Origin of the sequence: Marinobacter salinus (genome assembly GCF_001854125.1) — a bacterium.
Classification (GTDB): Bacteria; Pseudomonadota; Gammaproteobacteria; order Pseudomonadales; family Oleiphilaceae; genus Marinobacter; species Marinobacter salinus.
Map to the genome: position 1 here is coordinate 3,408,540 of NZ_CP017715.1, position 14,819 is coordinate 3,423,358.

Genomic DNA, 14,819 nt, shown 5'->3' on the forward strand with positions numbered 1-14,819 from the left:
TTGATCGTCGCTAATTAGCAAGCTACAGGCAATGACGATATCCGCCACAATCACTGTCGAAATTGCTCAAACCAGGCCCTGTTTATTGGCTCCGCATTAATTCATAGGTGCACATATTGACTGCAGAGGCCAGGTTCAGGGACTCGATCTCACCCCGTCCCTGAATGCTATAGGCTGTTGCCGCTAAATGACTGAGGGCCTCTGCCGGCACTCCACGGGCCTCATTTCCGAACAGGTAGCAGTCGTGTTGATGAAACGCTGGTGAGGTCAGTGGTGCGCCGTTGAGGTCCAGGCAGGCAATGCGGGCGTAGCGGCTGGCCAGGTTATCCAGGCTTATATCGGTTTCCAGGGGTACATGAAAAATCGCGCCCATACTGGCACGCACTACTTTCGGGTTGTAAGGGTCGACACTGCCGGGGCTCAGTAAACAGCGGAAGCCGCCGAACCAGGCCAGAGTCCGTAAAATGGTACCAAGATTGCCAGGGTCCTGAACTTCGTGCAGGTAAATGGCCTTTTCGTCCGGAACCGAAGTAGCCTCAACATTATTAGCCGGCACTGGCATAGGCACGACCGCCAGAATGCCCTGTGGGGTTCGGGTGTCGGCCAGTTGTGCCATCTGACGGTCATTGATGAGGTGGACTCTGAACGGGCTCTGCCAGTGCTCATAGGCAGGGGTAACGTAGATCTCAGCTTGCCTCAGTGCCGGCTGACGAGTTGCCGCTTTTTGCAGCTCCAGTATCAGATGTTCACCCTCCACCAGGTAATGCCCCAGCGTCTGGCGGTATTTTTTCTGGTGCAGTTTTTTGATGTCGTCCAGCTTCACGAGGGTTGCCCGCCGGTGTTTTCACAATCATCCAGCATGGCCTGGGCCAGTGCTTCGGCGACCTTGATGCCATCCACTCCGGCCGAAAGAATGCCGCCGGCATAACCGGCACCTTCGCCGGCCGGGTATAGCCCTCTGGTATTGAGGCTTTGCAGGCTGTTGCGATCCCGGGTGATGCGCACCGGCGAGGAGGTGCGGGTTTCGATACCTGTCAGGACTGCATCGTCGCGGTTATAGCCGCGTATCTGCTTGCCAAACGCGGGCAGGGCTTCGCGGATGGCTTCGATGGCATAGGCCGGAAGGGAGGGCGCCAGGTCGCACAGTTTGATGCCCGGTTTGTATGAGGGTTCAACCTTGCCCAGTTCGGTGGACGCCTTGCCTTTGATGAAATCTCCCACCAGCTGGGCGGGTGCGCAGTAATCGCTGCCGCCGAGGCGATAGGCATCGGATTCCAGCTTTTCCTGAAGCTCCACACCGGCAAGCGGGCCGCCCGGGAAATCCTGTTCCGGATGGATGGCCACAACGATGCCAGCGTTGGCATTGCGCTCGTTACGGGAATACTGGCTCATGCCGTTGGTGACCACTCGCTCCGGTTCGGAGGTTGCGGCTACGACAGTACCGCCCGGGCACATACAGAAGCTATAAACCGCGCGGCCGTTGCTGGCGTGATAGACCAGTTTGTAGTCCGCCGCACCCAGGGCGGGATGGCCGGCGTATTTGCCGAGGCGGGCCTTGTCGACCAGCGACTGGGGATGCTCGATGCGAAAACCAATGGCGAACGGCTTGGCCTCAATAAAAACGCCGTCCCGTTGCAGCATGCGGAAGGTTTCCCGTGCGCTGTGCCCAAGCGCCAGCACCACATAACGGCTGTCGATGCGTTCACCACCGGCCAGTTCCACACCTTCGATGCGCTCATCACGGATGTGCAGGTCGGTCACTTTGCTTTCAAAGCGGATTTCCCCGCCGAGCCGGATGATTTCCTCACGCATGGTGGCAACGACGCCGGTCAGACGGAAGGTACCGATGTGAGGTTTGCTGACATACAGAATCTCCTCCGGCGCGCCGGCCCGGACAAACTCGTGCATGACCTTCCGACCGTAAAACTTCGGATCCTTGATCTGGCTGTACAGCTTGCCATCGGAGAACAGACCGGCACCGCCTTCACCAAACTGCACGTTGGACTCGGGCGACAGCTTTTTTTTGCGCCACAACGCCCAGGTGTCCCGGGTGCGACGGCGGACGTCCTTGCCCCGCTCCAGGACGATGGGCCGGAATCCCATCTGCGCGAGCAGCAGGGCGGCAAACAGGCCGCAGGGACCGAAGCCGATAACGACAGGGCGTTCGGTGAGGTTGGCCGGTGCCTGCGCGACAGGATGGTAGCTCGTGTCCGGGGCCGGTCGCACGTGGTTGTCTTGCTCAAAGCGGGCAAGAATATCCGCTTCATCGCGTGCATTGAGGTCGATGATATAAACGAACTTGATCTCGGTGTTCTTCTTGCGGGCATCGTAGCTGCGCTTGAATACAGTGAAATCGATCAGGTCTGCGTCAGCTATCTGCAGCCGTTCAACAATGGCGGTTCGCAGTGCGCTGTCAGAATGGTCCAGTGGCAGGGCGAGTTCGGTAAGGCGGATCATGGTCTGTCCTGCCCGTAAGCCCACCATGCAAAGTGCTGGCTGAAGCTGCCGGGTGAAAAATTCGGGTGAATAAAAGTGATGTGATTGTACGTGCGCCCGCGCCCGTTGTCAGGACTTTGCCGCCCGAGGGTGCGACACGTACAATAACGGTCCGACATCTTCCCCATTGATGAGTTCCTATGGCCCGATCCAAAAGCAGTAACCGCTGGCTTGAAGAGCATGTGAACGACCCCTTCGTGAAACAGGCGCAGGTGGACGGGTACCGCTCCCGTGCCAGTTACAAGCTCCTGGAGATCAGCAAGAAGGACCGGCTGATTCATCCTAACATGGTGGTTATGGACCTGGGCTCAGCGCCCGGAGGCTGGTCCCAGGTGGCCGCAAATCTGGTGGGACACAATGGCCGGGTTATCGCTTCTGACATCCTGCAAATGGACCAGGTTGCAGGTGTAGAGTTTATTCAGGGTGATTTCACCGAGAACGACGTCTTCGACGCTATCATGGAGACATTGGGGGGGACCCCGGTGGACGTAGTGATTTCTGACATGGCGCCAAACATCAGCGGTGTCACCGTTGCCGACCAGGCAGCCTCCATGTATCTGGTGGAACTGGCTCTGGACATGGCCTGCCAGGTGCTCAAGCCAAAAGGCAGTTTCCTGGCCAAGGTCTTTCAGGGCGAGGGCTACGACGAGTATCTGAAGTCGGTAAGGGCGGTATTCGACAAGGTGGTTGTGCGCAAGCCGGATTCCTCCCGCGCCCGCTCCCGGGAAGTCTACATTGTAGGCAAAGGGTTCAAGGGCTGACTCTATTGATCCGAAGGCGCCTCAGACGCCTTCAAATCCCTGCATGACATTCACCGCGTTGACGCCGATGGCATCGACGTCGTAACCGCCCTCCATGGTGAACACCGTGGGCAGTCCCAACTGCTCAATGCGTTTGCCGAGCGCCAGGTAATCCGCCGACCTCAGTTTGAAGAAGGAAATCGGGTCTTCCTCGAAGGTATCAACGCCCAGTGCGACAATCAGCGCTTCCGGTCTGAACGTCTCAATGCGCTGGCAGGCGGTTTCAAGGCCCATGCTCCATTTGCTGTAAGGGGTACCGGGCGGATAAACGATATTGAGATTATACCCTTCGCCCTCGCCTTCACCGGTTTCTTCCTCAAACCCGAGAAAGTGGGGAAAGACCAGATCCGGGTCGCCGTGCAGGCTGATGGTCAGTACATCGCTGCGATCATAGAAGATGGCCTGTGTGCCGTTGCCATGGTGAAAGTCCACGTCGAGGATGGCAACGCGTTCATAGCCCTGGTCGCGGAAGGCCTGAGCGGTAATGGCCGCGTTATTGAAGAAACAATAGCCTCCAAACACGTCAGCATGGGCGTGGTGACCGGGAGGACGACACAGGGCAAAGGCAGCCCGTTCACCACCCGCTACCAGTTTTTGTGCGGTAAGCGCAACGTTCGCCGAGGCTCTTGCTGCCTCCCAGGTGCCCTCGGAAATAGAGCTGTCCGCGCCCATGCTGTAAAAACCGAGGCGACCATCGATGTCCTTGGGAACACGATGGCGCATACCGCGCCCCACCCAAAAGGTGGGAATGGCTTCACCTCGCTTGTCAGCCGCCACCCATTCTTCCCAGCAGTTTTCCAGAAAGGTCACGTAGTCGGCAGTGTGAACCCGTTTCACGGGTTCCAGGCCAAACTCTTCGGGTGCCAGAATCTCTCCGAGCGCCTGACTTTTCACCCGGGACAGAATGGTCTCTGCCCGGGACGGTTTTTCGTGGGGCTCAATCAACAGTCCACCGTCCAGTTCGGTTTTGACGTTGCGGCGACTGTGAAGGGGTGAAAAAACGGTCTTCATGGGGCCAAGGTCCTGATTGAAAGATTTGAATGCCATTCAGTATGGGGTCTATTTCGGTCAGTGTCCTCAGTCCGGATAGGTTTTCAGAAGTTCATTGCCGGTCCGGCGAATTGAGTCGACGGCCTGAACATCACCGAACACGGGATTACGACCCCGAGGAATTGAAATTAACGGTCAGACCTACGCCAACCAGTGAGCAGAGAGTGCGTGCCCATGCCGTTAGCACAATGCTTCGAGAGCGCCTTCGATCATGTTCAGGCCTTCCTCAAGAACGTCGTCTTCGACCGTAATTGGCACCAGGATGCGAATGGTATTACCGTAAAAGCCGCAAGAGAGCAGGATCAGTCCGTGTTCCCTGGCTTTGGCGCATACCGCCTGGGTCAGATCCGGGTCGGGGTTGTTATGGTTATCCAGCAGTTCAAACGCTGCCATGGCACCCAGGTTGCGGGCGTGGCCCACCCGATCAAAACGCTGTTGCCAGACCGAAAAGCGCTCGGCGAGCCGTGCACCAAGAGCGGTGCTGCGCTCAAGAATGTTCTCCTCGTCAATGACTTTGATCACTGCCAGCGCTGCGGCGCAGGCCAGGGGGTTGCCACTGTAAGTGCCACCCAGTGAGTTGGGGCCGGAGCCGTCCATCACTTCGGCTTTGCCAACCACGGCAGACAACGGCATGCCGTTAGCCAGGCTCTTGGCGGTGGTCAGCAGGTCCGCCTCCACACCGCTGTGCTCCAGAGCGAAGAGCTTGCCGGTACGGGCGAAGCCGGATTGCACTTCATCCACAATCAGCAGGATTCCGTGTTCATCACACAGTGCACGCAATGCTTTCAGATAGGTCGGAGACGCAATGTAGAAACCACCCTCGCCCTGAACCGGCTCGATTACGATGGCCGCGGTCCGGTGTGGTGCAATGTCGGTTTTGAACAGGGTGCGCAGGGCCTGCAGAGAAGCTTCGTCACTGATGCCATGGAGCGGATTGGGGTAGGGCGCGCGGAATACATCGCCGGGCATGGGGCCGAAGTCGTTCTTGTAGGGCAGGACTTTACCTGTCATGGCGAGGGTCATCATGGTGCGGCCATGGAAGGCTCCGTCAAAGGTGATGATCCCCGAGCGCCCGGTAGCGGCGCGGGCAATTTTGACGGCATTTTCCAGAGCTTCGGCGCCGGTGTTGACCAGCATTGCCTTTCGCTTCGGGCCGCGCACCGGTGTCAGCTGGCACAGTTTCTGACAGAGCTGAACATAAGGTCCGTATGACATAACCGCCGCACTGGTGTGCATCACCTTATCAAGTTGTTCCCGGACGGCTGTAACGATTTTCGGATGACGATGCCCAAGATTGAGCACGCCGATACCGCCCGCGAAATCAATCCAGCGCTGACCGTCGGCATCCCAGATTTCGGCATTTTCTGCCCTGTCGGCATACTGGGTCGTTGGCGTGGCAGCCCCGAAGGCTACGTATTCTTCTTTTAGCGCGTTAAATTCTGCATTGTTCATGTGTGGTCTCTCGATGGTATCGGCAGCATTACAAGCCGCCCAGGCAGACGTATTTGAGTTCAGTAAATTCATCCAGTCCATGGTGCGAGCCTTCCCGCCCGAGGCCGGATTCCTTCACCCCGCCAAATGGTGCCAGCTCGGTGGAGATCAGACCCTCGTTGACACCCACCATCCCGTACTCGAGAGCTTCAAGGGTGTGCCAGATACGCCGATAGTCGGTGGCGTAGAGGTAGGCGGCCAGCCCTGACGGCGTATCATTGGCCATGGCAACGGCCTCCTCTGCTGTGTGAAAACGGAACACTGGTGCCAGAGGGCCAAAGGTTTCCTCTCCTGCCACCGCCATGTCCGGAGTCACATCGGCGAGCACGGTCGGGGTGAAGAAGTTCGGGCCGAGTTCGTGTGGCTGGCCGCCACTGGCTACGCGAGCGCCTTTGCCGATGGCGTCTTCCACGTGGCCCCGTACCTTGTCGATGGCACCCCGGTTGATCAACGGTCCGATACTGATGCCGTCATCCAGGCCATTGCCAACCTTCAGGCCGGCAACCTTCGCCGTCAGTTTGCTGACAAACTCCTCATAGACGCCGTCCTGTACCAGAAAGCGGTTGGTGCAGACACAAGTCTGGCCAGCGTTGCGGAACTTGGAGGCAATTGCACCCTCCACGGCGGCGTCCAGATCGGCATCGTCAAACACGATGAATGGTGCATTGCCGCCCAGTTCCATGGCAGTTTTCTTGACCGTCGACGCGCACTGCGCAAGCAGTTTCTTACCCACCGCGGTGGAGCCGGTGAAGGACAATTTCCGCACGAGGGGGTCAGTGCTCAACACCTCACCGACCGCCACGGGTGAAGAGGCCGTTACTACGCTGATGACGCCAGCAGGAACGCCTGCCTCAAGTGCCAGCCGGGCCAGAGCCAGAGCGGTGAGTGGAGTGGCTTCTGCAGGCTTGATTACTACGGTGCAGCCGGCAGCAATGGCGGGAGCACATTTGCGGGTAATCATGGCCAGGGGGAAATTCCAGGGAGTGATGGCGGCCACTACGCCTACAGGCTCGCGCATCACCAGAATCCGCTTGTCCGGTCCCTGGCCCGGCAGGGTTTCCCCCGCCATTCGCTTGGCTTCCTCGCCGAAGAATTCGATAAAGGATGCGCCATAGGTGACTTCACCCCGTGCTTCGGCAAGTGGCTTGCCTTGTTCCAGGGTCATCAGACGTGCCAGCTCATCGCTGTGTCCGCTGACCAGCTCAAACCAGCGACGTAGCACGGCAGAGCGTTCCTTGGCTGGTACCTGCCTCCAGGACCGGCCAGCTCGCTCCGCGGCGGCGACGGCATCCCGGGTGTCGTCAGCAGTGCACTCGGCCACTTGGGCCAGTATCTCGCCCGTTGCGGGGTTGGTGACCTCAAATCGTGCATCTCGCTGACACCACTGCCCGCTGATAAGGGCGGGAACCTGGTTGTTGAGCACGCTGGCCAGTAAAGGGGTTTTTGTTGCGGACATGGAGCAATTCCTCTCGAAAGTAACTGGAATGCTCTGCACCCTAGCAGGTAGGCTATGAGCTGAATATGAACCACTTTCGAGTTCAACTGGACCACTTGTTTTGCGAGTCCATCCGGTAAAGAGCCCCCATGATCGAAGACCTCAAACCAAACGATCCGCTTGCGAGCCTTGCGCGTCGCTACCAGCAGCAGCCAAAGAGTCTCAGCAAGCAGGTGCGTGCACAGCAGGCCCTGCGCCATTTAATCGAGCAAGACTGGCCGTCCGGTATGAAGTTGCCTTCCCACCGTCAAATGTGCCATGCGCTTGGGCTGGCACGTAATACACTCGCCGGAGCTATCAGCATGCTGGTGGAGGAGGGGGTATTGATCACTGGTCATGGCCAGGGCACCTGGACCCACCGGCCAGGGGAAAATCTTGAGCTACCCGTGCGCCCAGCCCTCAGTGGAGTCTCGAGGAGGGCCCGTGAGTTGCTTAGCCAGCCCGGTGCGGCGGAGATCCAGAGTGGCGCTTTCGTGCCGGGCATTCCTGATATTGCCCAGTTCCCCATGCGCAAGTGGCGACAGCTCTATACCAGTGTCACTGTGCCCCGGAACGCCCTGCTGTTGTCATACTCCACCGGCGGCTATGGACCGCTAAAAAGAGCAATTCGGGATTTTCTCCGACGCTGGCGACATTTTGACTGCGATCCCGAACAAATCATTATTACCGAAGGAACCCATAATGGGCTGGAACTCTGTGCTCTGGCGCTGGCTGACAACGGTGATCGGGTGGTAATGGAGTCGCCCTGTTACTGGGGGGCGCGGAATGTTTTCACGGCCTGTGGACTGACAATTGAGATGCTTCCCTGGTATCCAGAGCAAGGGCACAGGGGGCGCGTAGCGCCGTCACCAAAATTGCTGTATCTGACCGGTTCCCAGCACTACCCGCTAAGCGTGCCTACTTCAAAGGCCGACAAGCAGGCTTTGTGTGGGTGGCTTTCTCCCGACTACATCATCGAAGACGACTACGAATTCAACGGCCAGAGAGACACCCGGCTGGTGTTCGACCCGCGATCTGAGAAGCACATCCTTGCGGGCTCATTCTCCAAGCTCCTGTTTCCGGGGTTGCGGCTCGGCTATCTGGTGGTGCCGCATCATCTGGCGGCGACCATCAGCCGGCTTCGCAGTGAGGTCTTCCGGGAGGGCCGCATGCTCGATCAGGCCGTTCTTGCTGCCTTTATCGCCAATGGTGACCTGGACCTTTGGTATCAGCGCATCCAGAAAGAATATCTGGCCCGGCAGCAGGTAATGCACGACCAGCTCAGCCAGGTTCCGGCCATTGAGGACTTGTCCTCTCCCAGTCACGCTATCAGCCTTTGTGCGCGGTTTGCGGACACAGTGGATGACGTGTCTGTCACCAGACAGTTATTGCGACACCATTTCATCGTCAAACCACTCAGCGTCGTGTGCGTAGCTGGTGACTCTCGCCGAGGACTGATTTTGGGAATCGGTATGCTGAACCGTGAATCACTGAGAAGAGAAGCGACGCGTTTACGAGTCCTTTTGAAAAGCCTGGTCCATTGAGGTTGCCGCAGGATTGACTGTGCCAACAGCCAGAAAATGTGAGACAGGCCAATTCCCACAGCTTGGGAACCCGTTAACGTTGAACCATAATGAGCCGGAACCCCTCTAAAACAGGCGGGCCGGGAAGTGTTCATCCAGGCGAGAAAAAATCATGAGCCAACACCACTTTGAGGTCCTGATTATTGGCGCCGGTGTGTCCGGTATCGGTATGGCTTGCCATCTGAAACGGGAATGCCCGGGGAAAACCTTTGCCATTCTGGAGCGTCGCCAGTCACTGGGTGGCACCTGGGATCTGTTCCGGTATCCGGGGATTCGGTCCGATTCCGATATGTTCACTTTCGGCTACAATTTCCGGCCCTGGACGGGTGGCAAGGTATTGGCAGACGGTGCCTCCATCAAAAACTACGTGCAGGAAACGGCGCAAGAGAACGATGTGGCGCGCCATATCCGTTATGGCCTGGCGGTCAAAACGGCGGACTGGTCCGGTGTCGATCAATGCTGGACGCTGACTGCGGAGAAGGAGGTCAGTGGAGAGGTTGCTACCTTCACTGCGAATTTTCTGATCGGCTGTACCGGCTATTACAACTATGACCAGGGCTATAAACCGGATTTCCCGGGTGAAAGTGATTTCAAGGGTCAGATCGTGCATCCGCAGCACTGGCCGGAAGACCTGGATTACGCTGGTAAGAAGGTAGTGGTGATTGGCAGCGGCGCCACCGCAATCACCCTGGTGCCGACCATGGCGGAGAAAGCGGCCCATGTCACCATGCTGCAACGGTCACCGACTTACCTCATGCCGTTGCCATCGACGGACAAAGTCAGTTTGTTTCTGCAAAAGGTTTTACCCGCGAGGGTCGCCTACCGTATTACCCGGGCTCGCAATATCGCCATCTCCCGATTCCTGTTTCAGCGTTCCCGAAAAAGCCCGAATACCATGCGCCGTTTGTTTCTTGGCATCATCAAGCGCCAGGTGGACGGCAAGGCCGATATGCGTCACTTCACTCCCGACTATAACCCCTGGGATCAGCGCCTGTGCGTGGTGAAAGATGGCGATCTTTTCAGGGCGCTCAAAGCGGACAAGGCCTCCATCGCAACCGACCGCATTGAGCAATTCACGGAAACCGGCATCCGCCTGACGTCTGGTGAGGAGCTGGCGGCCGACATTATCGTTCCCGCCATCGGCCTGGACATCCAGATGCTGGGTGGCATCAGGCCTCGGGTCGATGGTGAGGAAGTGGCGATGAGAGACAAGGTTATCTACAAGAGCGTCATGGTTGAGGGAGTACCCAACGCCGGGATGATTTTCGGCTATACCAATATCTCCTGGACCCTGAAGGTGGATATTGCCGCCGAGTACCTGTGCCGGCTGATGAATCTGATGGATCAGCGAGGAATCCATACGGTGGTGGCCAGGGACACCGAGAACAGTCGGGGTGACGACACCATTCTGGGCTCCCTCAACGCCGGCTATATCCGGCGCGCCGATGACCGGCTGCCGAGGCAGGGCACGAAGGGTCCTTGGAAGTCGACACAGAACTATCTGGAAGATGTAAAAATTCTGCGGTTCGAGCCAATCGAAGACGGGTACCTGGAGTTTGACGGCATACGATCCCATGCCAGTGATCGGGCGCCATCCGGTTTTCTGAGGCCGTTGCGCTCAGCCCTGTTCGGAGCCTGAGCGCGGCTCTGGTGCCGGAGAGCAGCTTGCTGAAATCCATGGACACCGATTCAAATTGGAGGCGCTCCGTGCGGTATAGGGTGAGGTTACTCGAAGGCTGAACGAATCACGTCCCGGTAATTCCGGATACGTTGCACATAATGCACCGGCTCATAGCCCCGGGCGCAGCGACGTGTGTCTTGCCAGATTCAAGCATGCTCAGCACCGCGCTGGTGGAATCCATCATGGTCCACTCTACCTGCCACCAATAAAGGCAGGATGAGCAAAGCGGACTTCCAGTCTGGTCGGGACATGAGAATGACTCCCCGGCACGGTGCAGTGTCTACGTATTACCACGTAGTTGAATGAAAACCTACTCCCTTATCCGTTATTTGGATCTGCCTGCGGTGCCTTGTTGGTCTAGTATGGTGTCTGAACATCAACAAGAAGGACGCGCGTTATGAACGTTTTCAGGATGATTGCCCTGCCCCTTATGTTCCTGTTGGTCTCGGGTGTTGTGCAAGCCGCAGATGGCCTGATCATGGTGAAAAGCAGCCACAGTGTGGCGGCCACTGCAGACAAGCTCGAAGCGGTATTGAGCGAGAAGGGCATGAAAATCATGAACCGGATTGACCACGCTGCCGGGGCAGAGTCGGCGGGCATGAGCCTGCGCCCGACGCAGCTGGTGATTTTCGGAAACCCGAAGGTCGGTACGCCGCTGATGCAGTGTGCCCAAAGCGTCGCTGTTGATCTTCCCCAGAAAGCACTGATCTGGCAGGACGAAAATGGCCAGGTCTGGCTGGGCTACAATGATCCGGCCTACCTGAAAGCCAGGCATGGCATTGAGGGATGCGATGAGGTACTGGCGAAGGTGAGTGGAGCGTTGGCCAGCTTCGCTGCCGCGGCGACCCGCTGATTCGCCGCGTTAACGCCTGCCTTTTTGGCGGGCGTTGCGGAAAAATGCCGGTACCAAACCGGAGGCGGGTGTGTCACGGTGTCGGGTTCTTATACCGGTTGTTCTTTCCGTTTTGACGGTCCGGTCATTATCACTGCACAGGTGTTTGTTGTATGGCTTCCCGTCGCAAGACTGCAAAACGTCCCCTTTGGCACCCCGCTTTCTGGGGTTCCTGGGCCCTGGTGTTTGTTCTCTGGCTGCTGGCGTACCTGCCGATGGGTGCCAAACAGCGCCTGGGTGGCTCACTGGGCCGGCTCCTTGCCCGAAAATTGAAATCCCGCGCCAGAGTGGCGGATGCCAATCTGAAGGCCTGCATGCCGGAGCTGGATGAAACTGCGCGAAAGCAGCTGGTTGAGGACACCTTTGTTGCCTCGGCCCGCGGGTTCCTGGAAAGCACCCATGCCTGGTGGCGGGATATGGCACCCTACTGTGAGCGAGCCTCAATACAGGGAATCGAACACCTTGAGAAAGCAAAGGCACGTGGCAAGGGTGTGCTGCTGATTGGTGGCCATTACAGTATTTTTGATTTCGCATTGCCGTTGATTGCCTGCAAGCTCGAGAAGCCGGGCTATATGTACCGCCCGAATAACAATCCTGTCATTGACCGGATGATTGAGCGTGGTCGTCGTCGTCATTTCAATATCCGGCCGTTTACCAAGCGTGAGCTTAGACCGATGCTGTCGTTCCTGAAGCAGGGTGGGCAGGTCTGGTTTGCCTGTGATCAGGATTTTGGCAAAAAATCCGAAGTGTTCGTGCCCTTTTTCGGGGTCCAGGCTGGTTGTATTACCTCTCCCAGCTATATTGCCAGAGAGTCCGGCGCCGCGGTTATCTGCGTCAGTCACCTGCGCATGCCGGATGGCAGTTACCGGGTGGTTTTTTCACCGATCCGGGAAGAGTTTGGTGACGACCTGCAAAAGGATGCTGAAGTCTGGAACCGCTTTATCGAAACCACCATTCGTGAACAGCCGGACCAGTACCTGTGGCTGCACAAGCGGTTCAAAAGCCGCCCGGCAGGCGCTACCAGCGTTTATTGAGTGCTATCTCCACTAATGTGGATAGCAGATGGTATATAGCTTCCTTATAATGTGCTTGTCTCATGTTCAGGAAGTATCATGATCGCCATTATCCGCAACTTTTTAGCTTATGCCGCTTTGCTGGCAGCCGTGCTGGCGTTTCTGCCGGGAGCGGCATACCTGGGTGCTGTTGCGGTCAGTCTCACGGTTATCCTGGGTTGGCGGGAGATGCGGCGGGTGCCGCGGGCGGTGTTTTCGGTCGCTGTGCTGGCCCTGGTTTTCGCGCTGGGGCGTGATCCGGCCCTGATTGTCGGCGCTGCCGGTAACATGAGCCGTCTCGCAGGGCTGGTTCTGGCGGTCATGCTCTTGTCTTCTGTGCTCGGGCGGTCACGGGATCTCCAGCGTATTTCGGCCAGTCTTTTTGGTGGTAAGCCCCTTACGAGATATCTGAGCCTGTCCTTCGGTACGTCGCTTGTCTCGGTTCCGCTGAATTTCGGCTCTGTGGCCGTCGTGGGTAGCCTGGTTGGTGAGCGAGTTCGCCGCAGTGGCGATTCGGAGGCCACTCGAAATGCCACCCGTGCAGTGTTGCGAGGCTTCGGCGTATCGCCGACCTTTTCGCCGCTGTCTATTTCCGTGGTGCTCACTCTTACCCTGCTGCCGGGCCTGAGCAGTGTTCAGTTACTCTCGCTCTCGGTTCCGTTCTCGATTGTTCTGGTGCTTGCCGGCCTGTTCTGGCGGGAACCGGAATCCGGACAGGAAACGGTTGCGCCGGAGGATCAGGCAGGGTTTGCGACCTGGCTTCGATTCAGCGCCCTGATCCTTGTTATTTGTACGGGCGTGTTTCTGCTCGGCCACCAGTTCCAGCTTAGTTATGCCCATGCGGTAACACTAAGCTGTCTGGGTGTGGTGGTTGGTTGGCGTTTGCTGGTCTGGAGCCGGAAACAGAATCCTCCGTTAACCAACATGTCGAATGTCAGCAATGAACTCGCCATTGTCGGTGGCTCTGCTTTCATCGGTGCCGTGATCAGTGGCGTTGTTCTCGGCCAGATAGAGGGTGATGCCGCCCTGCCAGTCTGGCTTTGGCCATTGCTGGCAGCTTCTATTCCCTGGGTTTTCTTCCTGGCCGGGCTTGGTGGCGTGAATCCTATTGTGATCGGCACCCTTGCCGGTGGTATTCTCGGTTCCATCTGGCCGGAGAGTGCTCTCATTGGTCTTGGCATCGGCATGGTGACCGGCTGGGGCATTACGGCATTCGGCACGCCGTTTGCTGCGAATGCGTTGATCATGGAGCGGTTAACCGGCTATCGGGCCGCAGATGCCTCGTTTCGCTGGAGTTTGGCGCTGTCCCTGTCCGGCCTGACTGCGGCCAGCCTGATGGCCGCCGGGCTCACGGCTGCCCTGGTATGATTTTCTTAAGACCTTTGGCGAGAGTAGCGTTTGATAACTCCCCCATATGCGTGTCCATCAGTTGGCCCTTGGCGTTGTAGAACAGTGTGGTTGGTAGACCCTGACTGCCTACTGCACGGGCCAGATCGGCCTGGCTATCCCGGTAAAGGTTGTTGAGCTTGAGATTCTGTTTGTCCAGAAAGGCGCGGATGGTTTCGGCTTGCTCACGCTGGTTGGCAAAAACGAAGGTCACGCCGGGATAGCGGTTCTGGGCCACATCCAGAACCGGCATTTCACGGATACAGGGTGGGCACCAGGTCGCCCAGAGGTTGATAACCATCGGCTGACCTTGCGCTATCTGATTTACGGCGATGGTGTCGCCATTCAGTGCCGTTAGCGTAACCGGCGGAATGCCTCTGGCCTGTTGTTCAATAAGCGCAATGGTACCGGCGGTTCCGCCCCAAAACAGCAATCCGGTGATCGAGGCAATTGCCAGGGGACGTCGCACCAATTTCCGCCGCCAGAGCAGAAAAGCGGTAAATCCGACCGCGCCCGCCAATCCCCAGATCACATCAAACCCGCCATCACGGATATCGAGGATGCCAAACAGGTCATGCCGGTAGTGTTCAAAATAACCGATAACAAAGCCCAGCCGGGCACATATCATGGTCGCCAAAAAAATATCGGCCACAGAACCGGCGACCGGCAGCTGGTAACGACGCCCCAGAACGCCGCCGACCAGTAACGCCAATGCAAACGCAGTGATAAGGAGAAGGTGACCGATGGATAAGCTTAATGGACCCAGGCTGAAGCTCAGCATGTTGTCTCCGGTGGTGGCTTAGGGAATTGGAGGGTATGAAAAACGGGTAGGACGGCCAAATAAGGATCAGGTTCCATCGGATGCTTATTATAATCACCTATGGCTAATCCTCCGGGCCTCTGTTAATGTGCCT

General features: G+C 57.6%; 12 protein-coding genes. 6 read left to right on the plus strand and 6 right to left on the minus strand.

Annotated features, from left to right (window positions below):
- Nucleotides 1-82: 82 nt before the first annotated feature.
- Together BKP64_RS15775 and BKP64_RS15780 are read right to left on the minus strand one after the other, a co-directional pair.
- A complete protein-coding gene (locus BKP64_RS15775; protein ID WP_070972267.1) occupies nt 83-823 on the minus strand; it encodes a TrmH family RNA methyltransferase in 741 nt (246 codons plus the stop codon).
- On the minus strand, nt 820-2,457 hold the full coding sequence (locus tag BKP64_RS15780; protein WP_070972270.1) for an NAD(P)/FAD-dependent oxidoreductase: 1,638 nt from the start codon (nt 2,455-2,457) through the stop codon (nt 820-822). Before BKP64_RS15780 ends, BKP64_RS15775 begins: the two co-directional genes overlap by 4 nt.
- A gap of 179 nt (nt 2,458-2,636) precedes the next feature.
- Here BKP64_RS15780 and rlmE point away from each other — a divergent pair, with 179 nt between their 5' ends.
- Complete coding sequence (rlmE, locus tag BKP64_RS15785) at nt 2,637-3,257, plus strand: 23S rRNA (uridine(2552)-2'-O)-methyltransferase RlmE (protein ID WP_070972273.1); 621 nt, start codon at nt 2,637-2,639, stop codon at nt 3,255-3,257.
- A 21-nt stretch (nt 3,258-3,278) separates the two neighbouring features.
- Here the strand turns inward: rlmE and BKP64_RS15790 are convergent, their stop codons facing one another.
- The 3 genes from BKP64_RS15790 to BKP64_RS15800 all read right to left on the minus strand — a co-directional run bounded on the left by BKP64_RS15790 (nt 3,279) and on the right by BKP64_RS15800 (nt 7,293).
- Nucleotides 3,279-4,307 (minus strand): histone deacetylase family protein, encoded by a 1,029-nt coding sequence (locus BKP64_RS15790; protein WP_070973723.1) that lies wholly within the window; start codon nt 4,305-4,307, stop codon nt 3,279-3,281.
- Nucleotides 4,308-4,526: 219 nt separating this feature from the next.
- Complete coding sequence (gene gabT / locus BKP64_RS15795) at nt 4,527-5,798, minus strand: 4-aminobutyrate--2-oxoglutarate transaminase (RefSeq protein WP_070972276.1); 1,272 nt, start codon at nt 5,796-5,798, stop codon at nt 4,527-4,529.
- A 28-nt stretch (nt 5,799-5,826) separates the two neighbouring features.
- Nucleotides 5,827-7,293: an NAD-dependent succinate-semialdehyde dehydrogenase gene (locus BKP64_RS15800; protein WP_070972279.1), complete on the minus strand. Its 1,467-nt coding sequence runs from the start codon at nt 7,291-7,293 to the stop codon at nt 5,827-5,829.
- A gap of 128 nt (nt 7,294-7,421) precedes the next feature.
- Between BKP64_RS15800 and BKP64_RS15805 the strand changes: the two genes are divergently transcribed.
- The 5 genes from BKP64_RS15805 (at nt 7,422) to BKP64_RS15825 (ending at nt 13,887) form a co-directional block, all read left to right on the plus strand.
- Nucleotides 7,422-8,855 (plus strand): aminotransferase-like domain-containing protein, encoded by a 1,434-nt coding sequence (locus BKP64_RS15805; RefSeq protein ID WP_070972282.1) that lies wholly within the window; start codon nt 7,422-7,424, stop codon nt 8,853-8,855.
- A 151-nt stretch (nt 8,856-9,006) separates the two neighbouring features.
- Complete coding sequence (locus BKP64_RS15810; protein ID WP_070972285.1) at nt 9,007-10,533, plus strand: flavin-containing monooxygenase; 1,527 nt, start codon at nt 9,007-9,009, stop codon at nt 10,531-10,533.
- 439 nt (nt 10,534-10,972) lie between these two features.
- Nucleotides 10,973-11,428, plus strand: coding sequence for a DUF302 domain-containing protein (locus BKP64_RS15815; RefSeq protein ID WP_070972288.1), 456 nt, complete (start codon nt 10,973-10,975; stop codon nt 11,426-11,428).
- Nucleotides 11,429-11,580: 152 nt separating this feature from the next.
- Nucleotides 11,581-12,501, plus strand: coding sequence for a lysophospholipid acyltransferase family protein (locus tag BKP64_RS15820; RefSeq protein ID WP_070972291.1), 921 nt, complete (start codon nt 11,581-11,583; stop codon nt 12,499-12,501).
- A 78-nt stretch (nt 12,502-12,579) separates the two neighbouring features.
- Nucleotides 12,580-13,887 carry a hypothetical protein gene (locus tag BKP64_RS15825; RefSeq protein WP_070972294.1) on the plus strand — a complete coding sequence of 436 codons (1,308 nt, stop codon included), beginning with the start codon at nt 12,580-12,582 and terminating at the stop codon, nt 13,885-13,887.
- Here BKP64_RS15825 and BKP64_RS15830 read toward each other — a convergent pair.
- Nucleotides 13,868-14,686 (minus strand): TlpA disulfide reductase family protein, encoded by an 819-nt coding sequence (locus tag BKP64_RS15830; RefSeq protein WP_070972297.1) that lies wholly within the window; start codon nt 14,684-14,686, stop codon nt 13,868-13,870. The genes BKP64_RS15825 and BKP64_RS15830 overlap by 20 nt on opposite strands.
- Between the last annotated feature and the right edge of the window lie 133 nt (nt 14,687-14,819).